This window comes from Oceanihabitans sp. 2_MG-2023 (assembly GCF_030547245.1).
Classification (GTDB): domain Bacteria; phylum Bacteroidota; class Bacteroidia; order Flavobacteriales; family Flavobacteriaceae; genus Oceanihabitans.
Genome location: NZ_JAUOQT010000003.1, coordinates 190490 through 212747, shown reverse-complemented (window position 1 = coordinate 212747; position 22258 = coordinate 190490). Strand labels below are relative to the sequence as shown.

Here is a 22258-nt window from a genome sequence, read left to right as displayed (position 1 = left end):
GCTTGCTATTAATCATTTTATGAAAAATAATCCATTCGTTTCCAGGACCTTTACTGCTGTTTGGTCAAAGCATTTTAACGCCTCTAAACAAGGTTTGATTTTTAAGTCTATCGCAAATGTTGGTTTTGTGAAAAACAGTGTGTTTCCGTTGTATTATAATGTTGGAAAAAACATTACTAATGGGATGTCTTATTCTGTAGATGTAGAAGAAAAAGACTTTAAGGGAAAAGCTTTTTTAATACATGATGTGCCAACGTATTTTGATTTGAAAACCCAGCGCCCTTCTTCTTTAAAATGTTTTAAGATACCGCAATACAAAGGTTTTTTAGCAGAATTAAATGCTTTTGAAAGTTATGATGCTTTTGCAAAAAGTCAATTTAAATCGAATACAAGATATAAGTTTAGGAGAAACCAAGAAAGGCTAGAAGCATGCTTCGATATTACCTATTCTATTTATAACGAGTCCATAGACACTGAAACGTATTCAGTAATTATGAATGGTTTTAAAGCTTTATTAACGAAACGTTTTAATACATTACAAAAGGATAATGATATTTTAGAAACTTGGGAGTATTATTATGATTTAATATTTCATATGCTTCAGGAAAAACGCGCATTACTAATTACGATTAGTAATAAAGATAAACCAATAGGTGTTTCTTTAAGTTTTCTGTCTGATACTACGATGTTTTATGCAATAACATCTTTTGATACGGATTATTATAGGTTTAATCTTGGTCATACTACAATTATTAAGTTGTTTCATTGGTGTTTTGAAAATGGATATACTATTTATGATTTTTCGAAAGGAGAGTATGAGTATAAAAACCGTTGGACTAACAATGCGTATACTTATGAAAATCATGTTTTATACGATTCTACTAGTATTATAGCGTCTGCAATAGCAAAATTTATAAAAACCAAGTATGCTTTTAAGCAATATTTGAGAGATAAAAATGTTAACGAAAAATACGTAAAGCTTAAGTTTGTATTAAAAGGTAAAAAGACAGAAACTGTTGCTAGAAGAAAATATGTTATTGAAAAATTAGAAGCGCATGCAGACGTTAATGCAATGCAGTTAATAGATATAGAAAATAAAACCTATGCTTTTTTGAAACCAATAATTTTTGATGAATTATACAAGAATCCAGAAGCGATTTCAGGATTGTGTGTGTATGAAATTAAAGATTCAAGTAAAGATAGTTATTATGTTGTAGGAGAGAAATCTAGTTATATGGTGTTGTTTGATTAATTTTTTGTTATCTTAGATAAATGCGCCATGGTTTTACAATTAAAATTGTACGTAGATTTTAACATGCTATAGTGTATGAAAAGTGTTTCTAAAGCTTTAAAATTTTTATCTGTATTATCTCCAAAATTATGTGGATGCCACCACAAATGATATACTTGTTTTTTTTTTGCAGCATATGTCATTCCTCTTTTAATCCTTTGGATTTTCATAGGTTCTAAAAAGCTTAAAAAATTACTGTACGGTCTTAAAAATCTACTAGAAGCTATATTTACTAAACCATAATGTATTTCTAATTCATGTGTATTATGTCCAGAAATATTAAAGTAAGTATCTAATAATCTATAAATTCTATTTTTTGTTTTGCCTAGCTGCTTCGTGTCTTTTGTGTTGTACATCCAGTGTTTTTCAATTCCTCGATAATTTAAAATACCATGATTTGCACATATTTTTAGATATGTTTCGTTTATTTGATTTCTAGGAAATACAATGCTTTTTATAGTAATGTCTTGTTGTTTAGCTATGTTTATGCTGGCTAACAGGTCTGCTTCAAACTCTTTTGCAGTTTGTCCTATTTCGTTGCAGTAGTAATGGCAAAAGGTGTGTGAACCAATCTCGTGGTTTTTATTTTTTTTAATTATATCAACTAATGAAGTTGCGTAATGATAAGGATCTTCATGTTGGTTGTTGCCAATTTCATTCAATAAACGATAAGGGCTAAAATTAGAATTACTGTAACTAGGTTTTATTTTTGGGCTAAACCGAATGATTTCTTCTTTATTCTTTGCAAGAAGGAAGCCAACAGAAGCAAAGGTTAGTTTAATGTTGTATTTGTCACTTAGCTTTAATAATCTTGGTACAATCTCTGTAACTTTTTCAAGATGTGATTTATAACTTTCTAAAGAACGAACATCAAAAACGCCCCAAAATAATTCGAAGTCTAATGAGATTACTAAATGTCCTTGATCGAGTTTCATTTTATAATACTTAAAAATGTTTTAAGAATAATCTTAATGTCTGTAAACACAGAAGGGTTAACAATATATTTCTTGTTTAAAGCAATTTTTTGAGGCATAATTTCTTCTATATAAAGTTTTTCAGGATCTACTGTGTCTTTTAAAAGTTCTGCTTCATCTCTAAAAGCAATAGAGGCATAGTCTGTAATTCCTGGTTTTACTTGAAGTATTTGTAAATCTTCTTTAGAGTACAGGTTAACGTATTTGCGTACTTCAGGTCTTGGACCAACAAAACTCATTGTGCCTTGTAATACGTTTATAAGTTGTGGTATTTCATCTAACTTATATTTTCGTAAAAAGTAGCCAATTTTTGTAACTCTAGTATCGTTGTCTCCTAATGTTAATAAGCCTTTTTTGTCCGATCCAACAAACATGGTTCTGAATTTAAAAATTTTAAAATCCTGATTGTTTTTCCCAACACGTATTTGTCTAAAAAAAATAGAACCTTTAGATTCTAGTTTAATTAGTATAGCAATTACCAATAAAACAGGAAATAATATTATTAATCCTAATAAGGAAAAGCATATATCAAACAATCGTTTTGTCATAATGTAGATTCTACAGCATTTGTAATTGTGCTTACTATATATTGTAATTCTTTACCTGTTAATTGCGGATAAATAGGTAAAGATATTTCTGCTTTATAATTGTTAAAAGCATTTGGGTAATCTTCTATTTTGTAGCCATAAGATTTAAATAAACTTAATAATGGTAAGGGTTGAAAGTGTACATTAACCGAAACGCCTTCTTTAGAAATTTTATCTATAATTATATCACGTTGTGTTTCGGAAGCATTTTTAATTCGTAAAGCATATAAATGACAGGAAGATGTTTTTTCTTCATTTTGAAAAGGAGGTAAGATAGCCCAGGTTTTAGATGAAAAATATTCTTGATACCATGTAAATATTTCTTTTCGTCTATCTAGAACACTTTCAAAGTATTCTGGTAGTTGTGCTACGCCAACAGCGGCTAGTAAGTCTGGAAGATTCATTTTTAAGCCAGGGTAAATAATATCATATCTCCAACCACCAGCTTTCGACTTTGTAAAAGCATCTTTTGTTTGTCCGTTTAATGAAAAACAGCGTAAAAAAAGGTATTCTTCTTGATTATTGAATGGCTCTGGAAGGTTTAAGCAAATGGCTCCGCCTTCTGCGGTAGTCACATTTTTAACTGCATGAAAGGAAAATACTGTGATATCTGTAGTTGCTCCAATACATTTGTTTTTATATTCTGCACCAATAGCATGAGCTGCATCTGCGATAACTACTATTCTTCCTAGTTTTTCTTGATTTTCATGGGATGGGTGAAATAAATCTCTAGTGTTGTCAACTAATTTATTTATAGCATCATAATCGCAAGGCCAACCAGCAATGTCTACAGGAATAATAGCCTTAGTGTCTTCTGTTATTGCATCTTTAATTCCTTTTAACGAAATATTAAAATCGTCTTCTATGTCTACCATTATTGGTGTTGCTCCAACATGTATTACAGCTAAAGCCGTTGCTGCATAGGTGTATGCAGGAATAATTACTTCGTCACCTTCACCAATACCAAACCATTTTAAGGCTAGCATTAAACCGGAAGTAGCAGAGTTTACACCAAGTGCATTAGGTGCTTTTGTGTAATGGCAAACAAGTTCCTCTAGTTTTTTAACTTTTGGACCAGTAGTAATCCATCCAGAATCTAAGGCTTCTTTGATTTCTTTAATTACATTATTGTTAATGTAAGGAGGTGAAAATGGAATTTTCATCTTCGTTATATTTTATGATTAATAGCTTGGTTAAAGATATTAATATATTGTTTAGAAATGTTTTCTAAACTAAACTTTTCAACGTGTTTTAATGCATTTTCGGCTAATTGACTGGCTAAATCCTTATCTGTAGCTAATCTAATCATTGCATCTGCTAGAGCTATAGAGTTTTTTACTTCTACTAATAAGGCTTCTTTTTCATGTCTCGCAAATTCTCTAACTCCAGTAACATTAGTAGCAACCATTGGTAGCCCAACTGCTGCAGCTTCGAGTAAAACTCTTGCAAAACCTTCTCTAAAGGTTGGTAATACAAAAGCATCTGAAGATAAAAGTAGCTCAAAAACATCATTTCTGCTTCCAAGAATATCAATAATATCTTTGTATTGGTCTAGTATTTCTTGGTTTAAGCGTTTGCTATTTTCTTCTAAAGGGCCAACGAGTAGTATTTTGAATTCGAACCCTTTGCTTTTGCAAATTTTTGCAGCTTCTAATAGGTTAATAATTCCCTTTTCGTAAACCAATCTTGCAACACAAATAAAGGTGAAAGGTGTGTTGTTTCGTTTTGCTTTTTTGTTGATGTTTTTTAATTCAATTCCGCTACTAAACACAAGCTCATAGTTTTTTTCTGTAATAAGTTGATGTGACTTATATAGATCTTTATCGTCGTAGTTTTGAAAAACAGTTTTAAAAACTCGGTGTTTTATACTTCGATGAAGAGTATAGTAAACCCTTCTTAAAGCAAAGCTAAACAAGCTGTTAGACATAAATATCGTTCCTAGTCCTGTAACTGTTCTTGTTATTGGTGTTTTTGTTTTTTTTAAAGCAATTGGCAATAAAAAGGCAGGCTTGGTATCGAACGTATGAATAACATCAAATGCGTTTTCTGCAAAAAACTTCCTGTACCATTTTAATGTTTTTCTGTCTGCTGAAGGAGAGAAGCTTCTAACCAAATTATAAGGAACATAAGTGATGTAATCGGGGAATTCACGAGTACTTGTTCCAAGAATGGTAACCTGAAAACCGGCTTCTTTAAGATAGTTAGATAAGGCTATGCGTTTATGTACATCTTCGCCACCAACAAGACAGATTTTTTTATTCATGAATTAAATTTACAACTAAAATAAGATAAGTTTTTTGTTTACTAAAATTTGTGCTACTTTAGAATGGACAAAACGCTATTTATGTTAAAGATTGCTAAGTATTTATACCATAATACTTGGATTGGAAAAACTGTAATCGATTCTGTAGAACAAATACATCATTACTACAGATCGCATTATCTTGACGATGCTACTTTTTTAAAACAAAATTTTAAAAAACGCTTTGGTAGATCGTTAGATTTAAACAATCCGAAAACCTTAAATGAAAAAATTAATTGGCTAAAGCTACATGATAGAACAGCTTTACACACTACTTGTGCAGATAAATTTAAAGTTAGGAAGTATGTAGAGGAGGCTGTTGGATCACAATATTTAATTCCGTTAGTGTTTCAAAGTTATCATCCAAAAGATGTAATTGCTTCTAATTTTCCAGTATATCCTTTTATTATGAAAGCAAATCATGATAGTTCTGGTGGAATTATTGTTCGTGATAAAGCAGTTGTTAATTGGAAAAAAACACAAAAACATTTTAAAAAGCTCCTTAGTAAAAACTATTATTATTCTGGGAAAGAATGGCAATACAAAAATATAAAGCCTTGTGTTATTGCAGAAAAATTATTGGTTAATGATGCAGACGAAATTCCTTTTGATTATAAAATTCATTGTTTTCATGGTAAAGTTGAAGTGATTCAAGTGGATATTGATCGATATACCAATCATAAACGTAACTTATACAATACCGATTGGAAACTATTGCCTTTTACTTGGTCTTTATGGAATAAAGGAAAAATACTTTGGGATAACGGAAGAGATTTAGAAAAACCAAAGAATTTAAACGAAATGATAAGTGTTGCTGAAAAATTATCGAAGCCCTTTTGCTATGCTAGAATAGATGTGTATGATTTTGAAGATACTGTGTACTTTGGTGAAGTTACTTTTCATCATGGTAGTGGTTTAGAAACCATTCATCCTGAAAAATATGATCTAGAATTAGGAAACTTATTAGATTTAACTAAGATAAAAACAAAAGCTTAAAATGAAGCAATTTATATCTAATATCTATCATAATACCCGATTGGGTTTTGCTGTTATTCAGCCATTTAAAAACGTGTATGAATATTTTCGTTATGCTTTAGTTTCAGATGAAACTGTTATAAAAAGTGAGTTTATAAAGAATTTAGGCTATGTGCCAGATTTAGAGAATCCAAAGACTTTTAACGAAAAACTACAATGGTTAAAATTAAACGATAGAACTTCTGTGCATACCATTTGTGCCGATAAATATAAGGTTCGAGAATATGTAAAAGATAAAATAGGTGAGGAGTACCTGATTCCTTTAGTGTTAGAAACAAAAAACGTTAGAGAAATTGTACCAGAAAACTTACCAGATTATCCATTTATTATTAAAACGAATCATGATAGTTCTGGAGGTATTATTGTTAGAGATAAAACGCAACATAATTGGATTAATGTACAAAACACACTGTCTAAGTTTTTAAATATTAATTATTACTATAGGTATAAAGAGTGGCAATACAAAAATATTGAGCGTAGAGTAGTTGTTGAGGAATTGTTAATGGATAAAAGTGGCGGCATTCCTTTTGATTATAAAATGCATTATTTTAATGGAAAACTTGTTTTTACACAAGTAGATATTGATAGAGAGAAAAACCATAAACGAAATTTGTATGATATAAATTGGAATTTAATGGATTTACAATGGGTTTATAAAGCAGGTAGTGAAGTGAAAAAACCGAAACTATATGATAAAATGGTCACTTTAGGTGAAGTTTTTGCAAAAGACTTTTGTTATCTACGAGTAGATTTTTATCACGTAAACGATACCATTTATTTTGGCGAATTAACCTTTCATGCCGAGTCTGGTTGTGGTGCTTTTACTCCAGAACATTATGATGCAGATTTTGGAAAGTTATTGCAATTACATAAAACAGAGGTTTCTTAAACATACAAATTAACATACCATTTCTGAAAGGTATAATACGTCCAAACCTTATAGCTGTTATCTTCTTTACCTGTTAAGTGGTTTTTTACCAATTGCTTAATATAGTCTATGTTAAAAAGGTTTTGTTTTTCTAAAAACGAAGTCTCAATATAGCTTTCTAATTCTAGTTTTAAACCAGAACGTAGCCAATCTCCAACAGGAACCACAAATCCTTTTTTAGATTTTTCTAAAAAATTTTCTGGAAACTCTTCTTTAAAAGCTTCTTTTAAAATATGCTTTTTGCTATATCCTTTTAATAAATAGTCTTCTGGTAAACTGTTTGCAAATTCCCAAAGGGTTTTGTTTAAAAAAGGAGCTCTACATTCTAACGAATTTTGCATGCTTGTTCTGTCAACCTTAACTAGCATATCTCCTTCTAGACTCATGTGTCTATCTATTTCGCGATACTCATGAACGGTTTTTGGTTTTTTAATACCAGATTTCTCTTTATAGTAATTAAAAGTGTTTAACTGAATGCTATCCGGTTTTAAAAGTTTTTCCGTGTCGTTCGAAAAACCTAAAGAAATGATATTCCAATAATGTTCGTTATTATAATGTATTGCATTAACTGCTTTTTTAAGCTTAAATCGCTTTCCTCGATTATCGTCTTTGGTGTTTAATAGTTTGTTTAAAACACTTTTGGAAGCATTATGTAAAAATTCTGGAACTATACTTGTGTACTTGCTGTTTAGTTTGCCAATATAGTATTTATTATAACCACCAAAAACTTCATCGCCACCATCACCCGTTAAGGCTACCTTTACAAAGCCTCTTGTTTTATTCGCCACCAAGTAGGTTGGTAGCGCAGAGGAATCTGCAAAAGGTTCATCGAAATTTAAAAGAATTTCATGAATGTTTTTTGCAATATCTTTTTCAGAAATTATAAACTCATGATGATTGCTGTTAATCCGCTTGGCTACTAGTTTTGATTTGTCTGTTTCGTCAAATGAAGCTTTATCAAATCCTATAGAAAAAGTGTCTATTTTTTGATTGTTCATTTGAGATAACCCTAAACTTACAATGGAAGAATCTACTCCTCCAGAAAGAAAAGTGCCTATTGGAACATCACTAATAGAACGGCTTTCTATACTTTGAAGCATTCGGTTTTTTAATTGCTTTTTAGCTTCCGCGAAAGCGATATCTTGCTTTTCTTTTTTAACCGCGTTTATTTTATGAATAGTGAACTGCTTTTCGTTTAAATCATAATCGATGTAATGATTAGCTTCTAGTTTAAAAATTTTATCATATATGGTAAACGGTGCAGGAGTATAGGTTAAACGAAAATATAAGTTTAATCCTTCTTTAGAAATTTGAGGTTTTGTAACTAGATTGCTAACGATAGATTTTAATTCGGAAGCCCAAAAGAAATTTTGTTTGTCTTGATAGTAATATAAGGGTTTTTCTCCAAAAAAATCTCGTGTAATAAAAACCTTGTTTCGTTTTTTATCATAAATACTAAAAGCAAACATGCCATCTAGTTCGGCAAAGCTACGTTCCCCTTTTGTTTCGTATAGTCTTAAAATGACCTCAGTATCAGACTTTGTTTTAAAAATAACACCTTTGTTTTCTAGCTGTGCTTTTAAAGTTTGGTAATTATAAATTTCGCCATTAAATACAATTACGATGCTCTTATCGTCATTATAAATGGGTTGTTTTCCTGTGCTTAAGTCAATAATAGAAAGTCTTCGCATTGCCATTGCAACAGTGATTTGTTTATGGTTTTCTATGCAAAAACCATCTTCATCTGGTCCGCGATGAAAGATGAGCTGATTCATTTTTTTTAATGAATTGCTTATCGCTTCGCGATTATTGTCTTTACTTATTATGCCATTTATTCCACACATACACGCGAGTCTATTAGTGTTTTTAGTTGCTTTCCTATTACAGAAATATCGTATTGTTTTGCTTTGTTAAAGCTTAAAGCACTGTAGTTTTCTCTTACCGAATTATTGTTTTTATAATAGGTAATTGCTTTTGCTAAACCTTTGTTATCGTTTACATTTACTAGTAATCCGTATTTAGCTTTATAAAAATCTCCTTGCTTAATTTGTACCTCTTCATTGTCATTTAATAACTCTAAAGGCCCAGACATGCAATTGGTTGCAATAACAGGAACACCAAGTGACATAGCTTCTAGAATCACATTAGGAAAACCTTCAGAAAGCGATGTTAATACTAAACAATGGTGTTTTACTATTTCTTGGTCTATAGTATTGCTATTTCCTTTAAAAGTTATTGTTTTATTAAGGTTTAATGATGTTGAAAGTGTTTTTAATTCTTCTTCCAAGGCGCCAATTCCGTAAATATTTAAGGAAACTAATTCGTTAATTAGTGCAATACTTTTTATTAAACTCTCTTGGTTTTTTACAGGGTTTAACCTTCCTACTGCTACAATTTGAAAAGGTGTTTTAGAATTTGAATAATCTAGAAAAGCAGGTTTTTCTTCACGTGTATAAATTGGGTTGTAAACCACTTGTGCAGGAATTTTTAACTCAAAGTTGTTTTGTAAATCCTGATTAATATGTATGGAATTAGAGAAAAGGGAACCGTTTTTATTGTAAAAATGTTTCACTAATTGTTTCCCAAAGCTGCCATAGGTTTTTGAAGGGAAACACCGCTCACTAATTATCGTTTCTAATTTTGGATTTACCATTTTAGTATATCCATTAATAATGTTTTGTTTTATTAGAAAAGAGATGCTAATATCGATACCATTTTGTTTGATGATTTTTGGATACTTGTAAGCACTTAATAAAAAACTGCCTAATTTAAAAAAGGAAGAATTATCATAATGTTCCTTTTTTGTGGTCATGCAAATAATATTTACATCCTTATGTATAGGTAAGTCTATATTTTCGTATATAAGCACCAGAGTTACATTGTAATGTTTTACAAGTTCACTCGCTAACCTTGCAACCACACGTTCTGTTCCGCCAAAACCAATAGAAGCAACAAATAAAGCTATATTTTTTTTCTTAATCATGAATATATAAATCTTCGCTTAAAGCTTTCGAGAAAATTTCAGAAGCTACATTAGACATGTGTGCAATATCTGCCCAGTAATCTACATGGTTGTTATCTTTAAAAAAATCACTGTAATCATGATACTCAATGTTTAAGTCTTTTAAAACTTTTGTCAACGCAATATTATCGTTCTTACATTTATCGATATAAATAGGAGTAGTTATAGTGATAAGCTTCTTGTTGTTACGTTTGCAAAAAGAGTCAATTTCTTTTAGATAACTATTAAATAACGGATTGAGTTTTAAGTCCGTTTTACATTTAATACTATCGTTTCTAGCTAATATATTTTGAAATATTTCTTTTTGAGTACTGTGTACTTCCATAGGGTCGTACCCATAATAGGTTTCTAAGTCATATTTAGGAAAAATTGCATTTTTAAGAATACCTAAAACCAACCCATTATAATCTACACACCAATAAAATTCTTGTAAGGGGTTCACTAAATCGGATCTTTGAAGCTCTTTTTTTATAATATCGTTGGTATGGTATTTTACCATTAACGTTTTCGTTTCTTCTCTATTATAATACTCTCTATATGCGACATTAGGGTCTACATGAAGTATAACTGTTTGCTTAACATCTTTGGGTAGCATTTTAATTAATGTAGCACTGTATGCTATAAATTTACCATCCACACCCATATTATAACTAGACTGTTTTAGTTTTTTAACATCAATATGGTGATTTGCTCTAGAGCTCCCAAAAACAATAAGTTTTGTTGTGTCTTTTATCGATAAATAATGGTTTAATTTTCCAATTGCTTGACCAGAAAAAACCGTATCGCTAATTTTAGTAATAGTGAAGTATGCTGCTTTATCTATAATAAAAGATAATACAATAATGAAAGCAATAAGCTTTACTGATTTTATAATTTGTTTCTTATCCATAATACTTAAAATTGAAAATAAATAAAGTTATTAGATGTCGAGTAGAATAAACTAATAAGAAGTATGATAACAGAAACTGCAGCACCAAGTTTTATTGGGCTTAGTTTACGACCTAAAGTTTCTAAATCTTGTTTAGATCGAAACAGGTAAAGGTCTAAAGACATACCAATTAATAACATAGATAAGCCAGTAACAATAGCATTTGTATCTCCTATAAATGGTATTTTAAAATCGAAGAAAATTAATTTTTTCACGATTAATCCTGCAGCTTCAAAATCTTTAGCCCTAAAGAAAACCCAAGAAACAAGTACTAAGCAGAAAGGGTATATATAACCAATCCATCCTGTATTTTTTATTTTAAAAGCCGTGAAAAGTATTTTTTCGGTAACTAGTAGTAAGCCATGAATTGCTCCCCAAATTGCAAAGTTCCATGTATTTCCATGCCAAAGACCTCCTAGAATCATGGTAAGCATTAGGTTTCTAAAGGTCATAAATGCGGTGCCACGACTTCCTCCTAAAGAATAGTATAAATAATCGCGGAGCCATGAGGATAAAGATATGTGCCAACGTTGCCATATATCTGCAATAGAATTAGAAAAATAAGGTAGATTAAAGTTTTGGTTAAATTTAAAACCTAATAATTTAGCACTACCAATTGCAATATCTGAATATCCTGCAAAATCAAAATATATTTGATACGAATAAAATATGGTAGCAATAAGTAAAGTACTCGAGTTATGAATGTCTGGACTGGCGTAAATAGAGTCTACATAAACCCCTAAATTATCTGCAATTACTACTTTTCGGAATAAACCTACGGCAATTTGAAAGATACCATCATGAAACCATTTTTGCTTAAACTTACGTACATTTTCAATTTGTGGTAGTAGGTTAGAAGCTCTTTCTATAGGTCCTGCAACTAATTGCGGAAACAAACTAACAAATGTAAAAAATGCAACAATGTCTTTTGTTGGTTTTAGTTTATCTCTATAAACGTCTATGGTATAACTCAAGGTTTGAAACGTGTAAAAACTAATACCTACAGGAAGTATTATATTTAAAGTAACATGATCTACTTGCCAACCAAAAAGTAGCATCATTTCGGCAAAACTTTCTGTAAAAAAGTTGAAATATTTAAAAGCAGCCAAAAGTCCTAAGTTAGAAACTAAACTTAGTCGAAGCCAGTTTTTTTTAGCTTTCACGGAATTTGATTCGTAGATTTTAATACCTATATAATAGTCTATAAAAGAACTATAAATAATTAAGGAAAGGAACGTCCAATCCCAATAAGCATAAAAGAAATAACTAGCAACTAATAATAAAATATTTTGCTTTTTTAGATCTTTATTTAGCAGCCAATACAGTATAAAAACTGTAGGTAGAAATATTAGATATTCAATAGAGTTAAATAGCATAGGTTGTGGTTAGTTTAATAAAGAGTTCTTCGTATTGATTAATAATTTTTTTGCTATTAAAGTTGTTTACAACTATTTGGTTTACAGTTTTAGGGGAAAATGAATAGTTGTTGTTAAGTTTGGTTAATTCCTTAACACATTCATCTACTGTATTTATAATAAATCCGTTTTTGCCTGGAGCAATAATTTCATTAATTCCTCCTGGCGCATTAAAAGCAATAATTGGTGTACCAACTACGCAGCTTTCAATTAATGCATTTGGAAATCCTTCGGAATAAGAGCCTAGTAAAAATACGTCACTCATTCTCAAATATCCTTCTACATCTTTGATGTAATCTATTTGGGTTACTTGATTTTCAATTCCTTTGGTACGAATTAAGTCTACAATATATTCTTTTTCATTTCCATCTCCAATCATAAAATAATGAAAGGGAAATTTTAATTTCGAAAGCACTTCAATAATTCTAGCGTGTCCTTTTTCTTTACTTAGTCTGCCAACAGTAATAATTTGTAACGGTTTATTGCTGTTTCTTGTTTCTGTTTTTGGTGCTGCATTAAAGGTAATAGGGTTGTTTATTAATGCCGTTTTGTTTTGTGCAACCCCATAATTAGCCATCATGTCATTTTGCATGTCTTTAGATTGACATATTAAACAATCCACGAGTTTGTAAGCTTTAACAATAATTTTTTTTGAAAAACTTAATCTATTACCTCTATCATGCTCTGCTAAAACACTTAAAACATTAGCTTCTCTTGCTGCAAACTTTATTTTAGGAAAACCAATAGATAAATAAGCAATTATCGTATTTAGGTGAAAAATAGAACTTACAACAATTTGAGGTTTTTGGCTTCTAAAATGCTTGACTATAGCAAATACAGCTTTTAAAACCCTAGTTTTGTTTAGGTAAGCAACCTCAAGATTACTAACATCATATACAGTATCTTTCTCAAAACCAACAACTAATAGAGTAGGTTGAAACTTGTTTTTGTCTATGTTTTTAGCAACAAAAGATAATATGCGTTCTGCTCCACCAGCAGCTAGCGAAGGAATTACAAATGTTATTTTAATCTTTTGTTTACTCATTATTTTATAGTAAAAGTGTTGCCGTTTTTATCTAACCATTGTTTAAGTACTAATAATTTCCAAATTAGTGGATATCTATTCCAAGTACCATCCATGTGTTGTTTAATGCGTAATTGTACTTCTTTTACGTTTATGTTTGGTATTTGTTTTAAGGTGTCTTCGGTTAAAGTATCTAACACAAAATCTTTAAGATCGTTTTTAAACCAATTAGAAAAAGGCATAGTAAAACCTGCTTTTGGTCTATTAAATATTTCTTTTGGCACATGCTCATAAAGAACATCTTTTAAAATGCGTTTTTGATTGTTTTTCTGATATTTAAAATCTGTAGGCAATGAACGAGCAAATTCTACAATTCTATAGTCTAAAAGCGGAGCTCTTGCTTCTAGAGAATATGCCATTGTTGCTCTATCTACTTTCGTGTTTATATCCCAATTTAAGTAGGTTTTTAGGTCGAAATCTGAAATTCGTTCTAATAAATTTTTATCGGTTTCTTTCAAGTATTTTACTTCGGAAACATTGGTGTAATTATTGGTGTTTTGTAGCCAAGAATTATCAATTCCACTACTAATCCCTAAGTATAAATCGTTAAGGGAATCATATTGTAAACCTTGCGCAATCATTTTTAATTTGTAATACGGAAGACTTCCAATAAGGTTGGATGAGAATTTTCTTAAACCAGAAGGGATAGCATAAAGTGCTTGTACTTGCTTCATCCATTTGTAACGCGTGTATCCAATAAAACTCTCGTCGCCACCATCTCCTGAAAGCGCCACAGTTACATGTTTTCTAGTGTGTTTTGCTAATAACATGGAAGGAATTGCAGAAGCATCTGCAAAAGGTTCATCGTAAAATTGACAAAAGTTTTCTATTAAATCTAATCCTTCCGAATAATTACAATTAATTACATGGTGCTCTGTATTTAAATGATCTGCTACTTGTTGTGCATATTTACTTTCGTCGAAGCCTTTTTCATTAAACTTTACAGAAAAAGTTTTTATTTTACTGTTTGTGCTTTTTGAAGCTAATGCTGCAATTGCCGAAGAGTCAATTCCGCCAGAAAGAAAAACGCCAACAGGAACATCTGCAAATAATCGAATAGTGGAAGCGTCTTTAACTAAATAGGAAAGTTCCTGTTTTGCATCTTCGTAAGAACCTGTAAATAATGAATTATTGTTTTTAGAAATATCCCAATATTGTGATTTTTTGAAACTATTATTTGTTAAGTCTAAGATAAAGGAGTAGCCAGCTTCTAATTTATGCACTTCGTTAAAAATAGAGTTTGGATCAGGAATGTTTCCCCAGGTTAAATAACTAGAGATTGCTTTGCTGGAAATAGATAAATTGCTGTTATGTAGTTGAATGGAGGAAATCTGACTAGCAAATTCAAAACCATTTTCACCCAAATAATAGTAAAATGGTTTTTGCCCCATTCGGTCTCTAGCACCAAATAAACGTTGCTGTTTTTCGTCGTAAATAACAAAGGCAAACATACCATTTAGCTTGTTTATAAAAGCTTCGCCATATTCTAAATAGGCTGCACAAAGTACTTCTGTATCGCTAGTTGTATTAAAAATATAGCCCTGAGTTTGGAGTTGTTTTTTTATTTCTAAAAAATTATAAATTTCTCCATTAAAAACAATATGAATGTGTTTATATGTTAATGGTTGATTGGATCTAGGGTCTAAATCGATGATCGATAATCTATTGTGACCAAAAATGATGTTTTTGTCCTTACCGTTAAATGTGAAATGTGTCGCATCTGGACCTCTAAATGCGGCGCTTGCAAGTTTTTCTTTAACTTGTGAAGGTGTGTATTTTATTGTAGATCCGTATATACCACACATAATTATTCTGTTATTAAGTTTTCATTTTTTTCTTTTTCCATACTAAATCGAGTATATAGCCATATAGTAAAAAATAGAATGATATAGTTATAAAAATAGTTATGCGAAACCATTAAATAGGATGCCATTATTAATGACATATAGAGGTATTCGGGATGTGTAGTAAAGTATCTCAGACTTTTAAAAATCATACTAGTATAAAAAATCACCAATAGTAAAAAAGGAAGTATTCCTGCTTCTCCTAAAACCATTAAATAGGTGTTATGAACACCAACTTTAATACCCAAAGTGTCTCCTTGATGCCCTTGCATAGACCCGTAACCATTACCAATTATAGCATTGTTAACAATAGCATCTGTATAAAGTGCCCAAGTTTCTTGTCTTGATTCTCTAGTAATAGTAGTAGTTTTTACTTCTCCTTCACTAAAAAAGCTATTAAGTGCATCAAATCGATCTTTATTTAGGTTAAAAGCTGGCGTATTAATTATTATAACAATACCAATGGCACCAACCATTAAGCCGATAATGTTCTTTTTGTTTGCAAATAGAGATGTTATATTTACAAGTAATAGAAGTAATAGAAAATAACGGGAAAGTGTTGCAATTCCCGCCAGAGTGCATATTAATTGCGCGAGTATTTTATATTTTTTATTTGCTAATCTATAAGTAAATGCAAAGCCTAAAATACAAACCAATCCTGCGCGATTGGGGTTTATGTAGAAACCAGCATATCTACCGTATTCATCTGAAAAAACCAACGCGTTTAACACAACACTCAAAGCACCAATAACTAAGTAAAAACAAGCTTCTGCATTTGTTGTGTTTTTTGCAACTTCTGTAACAGATAGAATAAATAAAAAATATCTAAAAATATCTTTTATAAAGGTCTCTAATTCTCCAGAAAAACTGAATCCAGAAATAGAATAGTAGAGTATTCCTATTAAAAGTAATGCTAACAAAGGTTTACTTTTTTTAATAAAGAAATAGTATAGTGCTAAGGAAACTAAAGATAACGCTGCTGCTAAAGAACCTAAAGCAGGGTTAAAAGATATTAAACCAAAAGTTGGTAGATTTAATATGGTTAATGCAAGAATGGTATGTTTTAGTATTTCTTTCATGTAGCTAAAACTTTTTGTTGGTTTGTGGTATATTTTAAATATACTAAACTTCTAAACATTTGTAGTAATGCGGTACATAAAGCGATACCAAATACACCATAAAATTTCATTAAAACAACATCTAAAATTATATTTAAGATAACCGTTGCAAAAGAAATATATGCCATAAAAGCATTTTTATTTATACTCGTTAAAAATCGAACGATAATGTTTCCGCAGATGGTAAAAGGTAAACCAATTAAAAACATACGTTGAATATTTGCTACTACTTTGGTGTCTTCTGAAGAAAATTCATTTCTTTCAAAGCATAAGGCAACTATAAAATCGGATAAAAAGATAAGTACAATACTAACTAGAATTAATCCAATAAATAGTCTTTTCAAAATATAGTATAAGGTTTTAAATGCTTCTTCTTTATTGGTTAAAGATAATTTAGAAAAATAGGGTAGAAGCACATTGCCTAAAGCCATTACTATAATAGCTGTAAAAAAAGCAGGAATACGTAAACCATAATTTAATGCGGCAATAGATCCTATAATAAGTTGCGCAGCAAAAAACTGATCTGTAACCGAAATAAGACCTGTTAAAAACCCAGAAGATACCTTTGCAGGAACTTGTTTAAACATGGTTTGTGTATGTAAACCAGAAAAATCTGGAGTATCTATTTTTAGTATGCCTTTATTAATGGCAACTATTAATAAAAAGACGAATTGCGAAATACTACCAATAAGCATTCCTATTGCGAGTACTTTTTCTTGTAGCTGTTCTTTAAAAAATAGTAAGCAAATTATCATTGCAATAGAGGTGAAAACCGGATATATAGATGCATACCTAAATTCGTCGTATACATTTAGTAAGCCACTTAATAAGGATGCAAAACCCCAAAACAGGATGCATGGTAATAAGTAGTATAACTGTATTTTAATTAAACGGTAGTAATCTGTTGTGTGTCCTTCAAAAAATGTTTCTAAAAATACGTCTGTAAATAAATAAGAAATACCAATAAATATTAATGCAATACTTAAGGTTACAATGAAACTTGAGGATTGAAATGCACCAATGCGATTTGTAGATTTTTTTTCGGCAATATAATTAGGAATAAATACCGATTTAAAGGCATTTAAAAATACTTCATTTATAAAACCAGGTAGTAATGCAGCTATAAAGAAGGTATCTAAAAGCTCCGATAAGCCAAAAGATCCAGCAACAATAATCTCTTTGTAAAAACCTAAGCCTTTTACAAAAATGGCAATAATAGCAACCGTAACAACATTAATAACTGTTGGGTTTTTTATTGCTTTTTTAAGCGTTTCTATGTAGTTGATTAATTTCAATAGTTTAAAATAATTTTTTTAAAGGCCAACCTATAGTAAAACAAAATCGTAGTAGTTTACTTTTAATTGCTTGTTGATAATCTTTTAAATTGAATTCTAAATATTGCGATGCTCTTAATAAAGTATAGATACGTTTAATAAAAAGTGTTGGCTTTTTAAATATATAATCTTTGTAATACCAATTAAGAATAGATAAAGAATAAATAGCCATTCCAAAAGCATCTTTTTTATGATTTTGAATAGAGATGGCGTTTTCTGTATCTAAATAATAAGTTCGTAAGGTGGTGTTAATATATTTTGTTTCAAATCCTTGTTTGGCAATTAGTTCCCAAATGACTCCTTCTGGAATATACCCACGAGAAAAAATACGATCATTAACTTGAATATTTTTTAATATTTCTGTTTTTGTAAAACCCCATTTTTCGGATGCATTTGGTTGTAACATCTGCTGTTTGAAGGTGTTACTATAGTATGGCGATTCTTTAAAAGGTTCTCCAACTAGGTTTCCAAATTGGTCGTTACATAAACAAGTTACTCCACTAATATTTTCTTTTTTTTCTTTTGGAATAGCATCGTATTCGTCTTTAAAAACTTGTAAAGCATCTGCTGTGCATTCGTCATCCGAATCAAAAGGTAAAATAAAGGTACCTTTAGCGACTTGAATTGCTTGCATAAAACAAGCCATTTTATGTTTGTTATTTGTATTGTTTATATAGTTTACCGGAAACGTAGCGGTTTTTATTAATTCTAGAGCAACTTCATGTGAGTTGTCTTTAGACCCATCATTAATCATCACCAATTCGAAATCCTTAAAAGTTTGTGCATTTAATGATTTAAAAACACGCTCTAAAGTATCTGCTCTGTTGTAAACAGGAGTAAAAACCGTAAATGTATAGCTAAAGTTTTGAGACTCTTGCTTTGTATATGTTGGTAATAAATTAATTAATTGCATTTATTGTAAGATTTTATAAATTAATGTTTTCCATTGGTTTGCTATAAAATCGGCTTTAAATATGGTGGTGCTTTTTATTGCTTTTTGTTTAAATTGAGTTTGTAAATCGGTGTTATTTATTAGTAGCGAAAGTTTCTTTTCTAAATATAATTGATCGTTAATAGGAATTAAAAAACCATTTTCACCATCATTAATTATTTCTGAAGGTCCAGAAGGACAATTGGTTGCTATACAAGGTAAACCAAAAAACATCGCTTCTATTAATGCATTTGGGAAACCTTCGTAGTTAGAAGGAAGCACAAATATTTTTGCATTATTGTAATAATAAGATACATCTTTTATGTTACCAATAAAATCGATACTGTCATTAAGTTTTAAAGTGTTTACAAGGTTTTTATAATATTCCTTTTTACTTCCTTCACCAATTAATAAAAGTCTCCAATCTTTTCTTTCTATAGCACCAAACGCACGGATTAGCAGTTCTTGGTTTTTCTGGTTTTCTAATCTGCCAATACAAATAATTTGATTCGTTTTTTTTGCCTCAAGGTCCCTTTTTGCTACCAATTCTTCAGCTAAAGGATTATTGATAATTTTTATTTTACTTTCTTTTATAAATGAAGTGAAATAGCTTTTTATGTCTTCGGTTTGTATTATTAAAGTATCGGTTTTAGGGTATATTAGCTTTCTTGTTTTTACCCAAAAATTGCTAATGCTTCCAAATTTTGGATGAATACGCTCACTAATTATAGAAGGAATTCTAAGTCTTTTAGCAACTAAAACGCTATATATATTTGCAATTGTGGTGAAACCAATAAGGATATCTGAATTCTCCTTTGAAATTATTTTTTTACAAGTACTTATTAAATGGAAGTGATTCGTTATCGATTGAAAAAAAGTAGGTGCGCTATTGTAAGTTTCTTTACAGAAAACAACTTTAATGTTTGTGTTTAATGGATAAAAAGGTTTGCACTTGTATAAAACCACAATAACGATATCAAATTCTTTAATGAATTGATTTGCAAGTGTAGAAACTACACGCTCCGCACCTCCAGCTTTAAGGCTAGGTATTATAAAAGCAAGTTTTTTTCTTTTCAAGAAATTCTTGATTGTAGGATTAGGTACTGAGGGAAATACATAATCATGATTAATAGCTCAATAAAAATAGTGCTTTTTTAGATTGTAGTGCTAATACTTTAAACTTATTAGATGAAATACCTCTTTTCTATATAAACTGTATTGTTATTTTTCTTACACACAGATAGTCAGTTATTTAAGTTTTTTTATTTTTTTTTAATTTTTTTCCTTTTTGAAAAATCCAATCTATATTATCTTGCGTATATAGGTTTTGATTTTATCTTTTAAAGGAGTCTAATGTTTTGATTATTTGTTATTTATGAGAGATAAACACTTACAAATAATAAAATAAGTAAGCATAAACTTACATTTTATGTGTATTTCATCGAAAAAAATGACTCTTTAACCTAGAAATGAAATTGAAATTATAGTTTAGTCAAAGATTAATAGCAAAATCCCTGAAATGAAGAAAATTTTAATTACTAAATTTCTGCTCAATAGAAATTTAACAAAAGCACTATTGGTTGCGTTTTTAGCCTATAGTGTACATGTAAAAGCCCAAAACTACCCAAATCAAGTTATACTTTCAACAGTAAATTATCAATCATATCAAGCTCCTACAGGAGAACTTCCTGCGTATTTAGAATCTTTTACAGAAGATTTATCTGGAAGTACAATAACAAGAATAAGTGATAAAAATGTTTTTGGAACAAGTTCGATAAGAATTCGACACAATTATGCAAAAGATCAAACATGGAACTCTGACGGTTCTTTAATTAAGTTGGCTGGTTATCCAGCTGCTATTTTGGATGGAGAAACTTTTGATTTTTTATTTTGGAGAGATATTCCTTCTTATGGAAGATGGGCAAATACAGAGCCTAATTATATGTATGGAACACCTGGTAATCAATTTGTAAAATTTAATGTACTTAATAATACAAGAGTAACACTAAAAACATTTAGTGAGTACTCGAGTTTAGACTTTGGTTATGGAGAGGGAAATCAATCTAACGATGATAAATACGTTGGATTAATTGGTCAAAATGGAAGTGATAGAACTTTAATCGTTTATAATATAGAATCTAATCAAGTTGTAGGAACAAAAAATATTGGATCTAGTGGTGATTTAGATTGGTTTTCGGTTTCACAATCTGGAAACTTTGCGGTTGTTTCATGGAGAACAGATGGTTCTGGGCCTACTGCAGGTTTAAAATCGTATGATTTGAATTTTGAAAACGAAAGACATTTATACGACATAACTGCTCATGGTGATTTAGGAATTGATGCAGCAGGTAATGATGTTATGGTTGCTTATGAAGGACCTAATGGATGGAACAATGATTCTTATGTTTATTCGGCAAGATTGGATGGGCAAGGTGTTACTCCTTTATTTCAATATCCGGGAGGAATTTGGGGAGGTCATATTAGTTGTAGAAATACGGATAGACCAGGTTGGGCTTATGTTAGTGAGCAATGTTGTACAAGTCATGATGTGGCGTCTAGAGAAATATTTGCGATTAAACTAGATGACTCCGGAATTATTGAACGCTATACAAAACATAATAACGATGTGTCTCCTGGTAATGGGCACTCTACCATGGCTGTGCCAAATAGAGATGGAACAAAAATACTTTTTGCAAGTAATTGGGACGACAATAGCATTATGACAGATCCTAATCCTCCAGCTTGGGTTTTAGAATATCCACAAACACAATTAAGTACAGAAGATCAAGAGGTAGAAGCTAATCTGTTATCCGTTTTTCCAAATCCTACAGATAATGTTGTAACTGTTAAAGTTTCAGGCCAAAACAATTCTATTTCTGCAATTCAGTTACATGATATATTAGGTAGATCTTTAGTTAATAACGTAATTAATAATAAAAATACAATAACAATAGACTTATCTACTTATCCAAAAGGAGTTTATGTATTATCTGTAAATATTAACGGAAAGAAGCAAACGAAGAAAATTATAAGAAATTAATTATCAATTTCGGTAATTAAAAAAAAGCTTCCTATATTAATTAGGAAGCTTTTTTTTACCATTTAATATTTTGTAAGGTTGCAATGCTATCACAGTTTTCTACAGTAAGCATTACTTCTTTATCGTTAATATAGCTTTCTATAGCATAAATACCACAAGGTTCTTGTCTTGTATTACTCAAGCTAAAATCTACATCTCCTTTTAAAAGCGCATTTTTAATTGTTGTGCTATCTGCTTTGTTTTTGGCAATAAGAGCAACAATTGCTTCGCTATAGACTAATGTTTTTGTGTTTATGTTTTTAATAACTCTTGCTTCAGGACCATAAGCACATGAAGTTTTTTTTCCGTTAAAAAAAAAAGCAAGAATAACTAAACCAATAGAGAATCCTCCAAGGTAATAACCAATACGTTGTATTAATTTCAAA

Annotated in this window: 19 protein-coding genes; 4 read left to right on the top strand and 15 right to left on the bottom strand. The window is 30.3% G+C overall.

What is annotated here, in order from left to right:
• Positions 1–19 precede the first annotated feature (19 nt).
• Positions 20–1252, top strand: coding sequence for a GNAT family N-acetyltransferase (locus tag Q4512_RS07640; RefSeq protein WP_303423603.1), 1233 nt, complete (start codon positions 20–22; stop codon positions 1250–1252).
• Here Q4512_RS07640 and Q4512_RS07635 read toward each other — a convergent pair.
• The 4 genes from Q4512_RS07635 to Q4512_RS07620 are packed head-to-tail and all read right to left on the bottom strand — an operon-like array spanning position 1249 to position 5115.
• Positions 1249–2226 carry a polysaccharide deacetylase family protein gene (locus tag Q4512_RS07635; RefSeq protein WP_303423601.1) on the bottom strand — a complete coding sequence of 326 codons (978 nt, stop codon included), beginning with the start codon at positions 2224–2226 and terminating at the stop codon, positions 1249–1251. The two genes, Q4512_RS07640 and Q4512_RS07635, sit on opposite strands and share 4 nt — an antisense overlap.
• Entirely contained in the window at positions 2223–2813 is a 591-nt protein-coding gene (locus Q4512_RS07630) for a sugar transferase (RefSeq protein ID WP_303423599.1), read from the bottom strand. The genes Q4512_RS07635 and Q4512_RS07630 overlap by 4 nt, the downstream gene beginning before the upstream one ends.
• The gene (locus Q4512_RS07625; protein ID WP_303423597.1) at positions 2810–4015 is read right to left on the bottom strand and encodes a DegT/DnrJ/EryC1/StrS aminotransferase family protein; all 1206 of its coding nucleotides are present in this window, start codon (positions 4013–4015) and stop codon (positions 2810–2812) included. Before Q4512_RS07625 ends, Q4512_RS07630 begins: the two co-directional genes overlap by 4 nt.
• A gap of 5 nt (positions 4016–4020) precedes the next feature.
• Positions 4021–5115 carry a glycosyltransferase gene (locus tag Q4512_RS07620; RefSeq protein ID WP_303423595.1) on the bottom strand — a complete coding sequence of 365 codons (1095 nt, stop codon included), beginning with the start codon at positions 5113–5115 and terminating at the stop codon, positions 4021–4023.
• An 81-nt stretch (positions 5116–5196) separates the two neighbouring features.
• Between Q4512_RS07620 and Q4512_RS07615 the strand changes: the two genes are divergently transcribed.
• Positions 5197–6150 carry an ATP-grasp fold amidoligase family protein gene (locus Q4512_RS07615; RefSeq protein WP_303423593.1) on the top strand — a complete coding sequence of 318 codons (954 nt, stop codon included), beginning with the start codon at positions 5197–5199 and terminating at the stop codon, positions 6148–6150.
• 1 nt (position 6151) lies between these two features.
• A complete protein-coding gene (locus Q4512_RS07610; protein WP_303423591.1) occupies positions 6152–7078 on the top strand; it encodes an ATP-grasp fold amidoligase family protein in 927 nt (308 codons plus the stop codon).
• Here Q4512_RS07610 and asnB (Q4512_RS07605) read toward each other — a convergent pair.
• The 10 genes from asnB (Q4512_RS07605) to Q4512_RS07560 are packed head-to-tail and all read right to left on the bottom strand — an operon-like array spanning position 7075 to position 19870.
• Positions 7075–8961, bottom strand: a complete 1887-nt coding sequence (asnB, locus tag Q4512_RS07605; protein ID WP_303423589.1) for an asparagine synthase (glutamine-hydrolyzing) — start codon at positions 8959–8961, stop codon at positions 7075–7077. The two genes, Q4512_RS07610 and asnB (Q4512_RS07605), sit on opposite strands and share 4 nt — an antisense overlap.
• Complete coding sequence (locus tag Q4512_RS07600) at positions 8949–10100, bottom strand: glycosyltransferase (RefSeq protein WP_303423587.1); 1152 nt, start codon at positions 10098–10100, stop codon at positions 8949–8951. Before Q4512_RS07600 ends, asnB (Q4512_RS07605) begins: the two co-directional genes overlap by 13 nt.
• Positions 10093–11028 carry a hypothetical protein gene (locus Q4512_RS07595; protein ID WP_303423585.1) on the bottom strand — a complete coding sequence of 312 codons (936 nt, stop codon included), beginning with the start codon at positions 11026–11028 and terminating at the stop codon, positions 10093–10095. Before Q4512_RS07595 ends, Q4512_RS07600 begins: the two co-directional genes overlap by 8 nt.
• 5 nt (positions 11029–11033) lie before the next feature.
• Positions 11034–12443, bottom strand: a complete 1410-nt coding sequence (locus Q4512_RS07590; protein WP_303423583.1) for an MBOAT family protein — start codon at positions 12441–12443, stop codon at positions 11034–11036.
• The gene (locus tag Q4512_RS07585) at positions 12433–13527 is read right to left on the bottom strand and encodes a glycosyltransferase (protein ID WP_303423581.1); all 1095 of its coding nucleotides are present in this window, start codon (positions 13525–13527) and stop codon (positions 12433–12435) included. The genes Q4512_RS07590 and Q4512_RS07585 overlap by 11 nt, the downstream gene beginning before the upstream one ends.
• A complete protein-coding gene (gene asnB, locus Q4512_RS07580) occupies positions 13527–15371 on the bottom strand; it encodes an asparagine synthase (glutamine-hydrolyzing) (RefSeq protein WP_303423579.1) in 1845 nt (614 codons plus the stop codon). Before asnB (Q4512_RS07580) ends, Q4512_RS07585 begins: the two co-directional genes overlap by 1 nt.
• A gap of 2 nt (positions 15372–15373) precedes the next feature.
• Complete coding sequence (locus tag Q4512_RS07575) at positions 15374–16489, bottom strand: O-antigen ligase (RefSeq protein ID WP_303423578.1); 1116 nt, start codon at positions 16487–16489, stop codon at positions 15374–15376.
• A complete protein-coding gene (gene murJ / locus Q4512_RS07570) occupies positions 16486–17823 on the bottom strand; it encodes a murein biosynthesis integral membrane protein MurJ (RefSeq protein ID WP_303423575.1) in 1338 nt (445 codons plus the stop codon). The genes Q4512_RS07575 and murJ overlap by 4 nt, the downstream gene beginning before the upstream one ends.
• Before the next feature lie 4 nt (positions 17824–17827).
• A complete protein-coding gene (locus Q4512_RS07565) occupies positions 17828–18775 on the bottom strand; it encodes a glycosyltransferase family 2 protein (protein ID WP_303423573.1) in 948 nt (315 codons plus the stop codon).
• On the bottom strand, positions 18776–19870 hold the full coding sequence (locus Q4512_RS07560) for a glycosyltransferase family 4 protein (protein ID WP_303423572.1): 1095 nt from the start codon (positions 19868–19870) through the stop codon (positions 18776–18778).
• A 442-nt stretch (positions 19871–20312) separates the two neighbouring features.
• On the opposite strand from Q4512_RS07560, the gene Q4512_RS07555 reads away from it, so the two are divergent.
• Positions 20313–21833 (top strand): T9SS type A sorting domain-containing protein, encoded by a 1521-nt coding sequence (locus Q4512_RS07555; RefSeq protein ID WP_303423571.1) that lies wholly within the window; start codon positions 20313–20315, stop codon positions 21831–21833.
• A 55-nt stretch (positions 21834–21888) separates the two neighbouring features.
• On the opposite strand, the gene Q4512_RS07550 is transcribed toward Q4512_RS07555, so the two are convergent.
• The gene (locus Q4512_RS07550) at positions 21889–22257 is read right to left on the bottom strand and encodes a hypothetical protein (RefSeq protein ID WP_303423570.1); all 369 of its coding nucleotides are present in this window, start codon (positions 22255–22257) and stop codon (positions 21889–21891) included.
• Between the last annotated feature and the right edge of the window lies 1 nt (position 22258).

Coding starts and splice junctions, on each gene's coding strand:
- Q4512_RS07590 (WP_303423583.1), bottom strand. CDS start 12,443: ATGCTATTTAACTCTATTGAATATCTAATATTTCTACCTACAGTTTTT.
- Q4512_RS07635 (WP_303423601.1), bottom strand. CDS start 2,226: ATGAAACTCGATCAAGGACATTTAGTAATCTCATTAGACTTCGAATTA.
- Q4512_RS07585 (WP_303423581.1), bottom strand. CDS start 13,527: ATGAGTAAACAAAAGATTAAAATAACATTTGTAATTCCTTCGCTAGCT.
- Q4512_RS07640 (WP_303423603.1), top strand. CDS start 20: ATGAAAAATAATCCATTCGTTTCCAGGACCTTTACTGCTGTTTGGTCA.
- Q4512_RS07615 (WP_303423593.1), top strand. CDS start 5,197: ATGTTAAAGATTGCTAAGTATTTATACCATAATACTTGGATTGGAAAA.
- Q4512_RS07555 (WP_303423571.1), top strand. CDS start 20,313: ATGAAGAAAATTTTAATTACTAAATTTCTGCTCAATAGAAATTTAACA.
- Q4512_RS07600 (WP_303423587.1), bottom strand. CDS start 10,100: ATGATTAAGAAAAAAAATATAGCTTTATTTGTTGCTTCTATTGGTTTT.
- Q4512_RS07630 (WP_303423599.1), bottom strand. CDS start 2,813: ATGACAAAACGATTGTTTGATATATGCTTTTCCTTATTAGGATTAATA.
- Q4512_RS07565 (WP_303423573.1), bottom strand. CDS start 18,775: ATGCAATTAATTAATTTATTACCAACATATACAAAGCAAGAGTCTCAA.
- asnB (WP_303423579.1), bottom strand. CDS start 15,371: ATGTGTGGTATATACGGATCTACAATAAAATACACACCTTCACAAGTT.
- Q4512_RS07625 (WP_303423597.1), bottom strand. CDS start 4,015: ATGAAAATTCCATTTTCACCTCCTTACATTAACAATAATGTAATTAAA.
- Q4512_RS07595 (WP_303423585.1), bottom strand. CDS start 11,028: ATGGATAAGAAACAAATTATAAAATCAGTAAAGCTTATTGCTTTCATT.
- Q4512_RS07575 (WP_303423578.1), bottom strand. CDS start 16,489: ATGAAAGAAATACTAAAACATACCATTCTTGCATTAACCATATTAAAT.
- asnB (WP_303423589.1), bottom strand. CDS start 8,961: ATGTGTGGAATAAATGGCATAATAAGTAAAGACAATAATCGCGAAGCG.
- Q4512_RS07620 (WP_303423595.1), bottom strand. CDS start 5,115: ATGAATAAAAAAATCTGTCTTGTTGGTGGCGAAGATGTACATAAACGC.
- Q4512_RS07610 (WP_303423591.1), top strand. CDS start 6,152: ATGAAGCAATTTATATCTAATATCTATCATAATACCCGATTGGGTTTT.